We start from the raw sequence: 1,534 nt of genomic DNA, 5'->3' as shown, positions 1-1,534 counted from the left end.
CCCCCAAGGACCTCGCCGGACTGCGCCCCGCCGCCCCCTCGCCCGCCCCGCACCCCACCGCGCCCCAGGCGGCCAGCGCCCTGCGCTGGTCCTCCGACCGGGGCTGGGTCGAGCGGCCCCCGACCGCCCTCGGCGAGCCGCCCGAGACCGCCTCGCTGCCCACCCTCGCCCAGCTCACCAGCGCCGAGCAGCGCTGGGCCGACCGCGAGGAGGACATCACCACCGTCGGCGGCGACCCCTTCGAGGTCGGGCAGGTGTTCGCCCGCCGGTGGCTGGAACGGCTCCCCGAACAGAGCCACGTCCAGAAGCTCTCCGTCCTCTACCCCCGCATCCCCCACCGCATCGACGGCGAACTGCTCCGCTACGCCGCCCGGTTCGGACTCCTCGCCCACAAGGACGACCAGATCGACGAGCACGACCGGTACGCCATCCGCGCCGGCTTCTGGCGCGAGATCGACGTCCACGCCGCCGCCGAACCCGCCCCCGCGCCCGGACCCGGACCGGCGACCCCGTAGGCTCTTCCCCCGTGAGTACGGTGTGCGCGGTGCGGGATCTGGTCAAGACGTACCCCGCCACGCGCGGTGGACGCGGAACGCCCGCGACCCCCGAGGTGCGGGCCACCGACGGGATCAGCCTCGACGTGCGCGGCGGCGAGATCTTCGGCCTGCTCGGCCCCAACGGAGCCGGCAAGTCCACCCTGGTCCGCCAGCTCACCGGGCTGATGCGCCCCGACTCCGGCTCCGTCACGCTCCTCGGCCACGACCTCGTCCGCCACCCCGAGCGCGCCGCCCGCCTCCTCGCCTACCTCGGCCAGGAGTCCACCGCGCTCGACGAGCTGACCGTCACCCTCGCCGCCGAGACCACCGGCCGGCTGCGCGGCCTCAGCGCCGCCGAGGCCCGCGCCGAGCGGGACGCCGTCCTCGACGAGCTGGGCCTCGCCGAGCTGGCCGGCCGCCCCCTCAAGAAGCTCTCCGGCGGCCAGCGCCGGCTCGCCTGCTTCGCCACCGCCCTCGTCGGCCACCGGCCCGTCCTCGTCCTCGACGAGCCCACCACCGGCATGGACCCGGTCGCACGCCGCGCCGTCTGGGCCGCCGTCGACCGCCGCCGCGCCGAACACGGCACCACCGTCCTCCTCGTCACCCACAACGTCATCGAGGCCGAGACCGTCCTCGACCGGGTCGCCGTCCTCGACCGCGGCCGGGTGATCGCCTGCGACACCCCCGCCGGACTGAAGGAACGTGTCGCCGGCGAGGTCCGCGTCGAGCTGCTGTGGCGCGAATCCGCCCCCCTCGGCCTCCCCGAGGTCGCCGCCCTGCGCGACCGCGCCCAGGAGACCGGCCGCCGCTGGGTCCTCCGGCTCGCCCCCGACGAGGCCCGCGCCGCCGTCGCCGCGGTCACCGGCGGCGCCGCCTTCGCCGCCCTCGACGACTTCACCCTCGCCACGCCCAGCCTGGAGGACGTCTACCTGGCCCTCGGCGGCGCCGCCCGCGAAGGGCTGGTGAAGGCGTGAGCGCCACCCCTCCCGCCCCCGGCG

The 1,534-nt window shown here is 76.8% G+C and carries 1 protein-coding gene and 1 pseudogene; both read left to right on the top strand.

Going from position 1 to position 1,534, the window contains the following annotated elements:
• A pseudogene (locus tag IF73_RS0136965) lies at window positions 1-515 on the top strand (NYN domain-containing protein); the annotation flags it as partial.
• Window positions 516-535: 20 nt separating this feature from the next.
• The gene (locus tag IF73_RS0136960) at window positions 536-1,510 is read left to right on the top strand and encodes an ABC transporter ATP-binding protein (protein WP_199806789.1); all 975 of its coding nucleotides are present in this window, start codon (window positions 536-538) and stop codon (window positions 1,508-1,510) included.
• Window positions 1,511-1,534: the final 24 nt, after the last annotated feature.

The organism is Streptomyces sp. NRRL F-5727 (genome assembly GCF_000719555.1).
GTDB lineage: Bacteria > Actinomycetota > Actinomycetes > Streptomycetales > Streptomycetaceae > Streptomyces.
The sequence above is the reverse complement of the archived record's forward strand: the minus strand, read 5'-3'. Positions and strand labels throughout refer to the sequence as shown.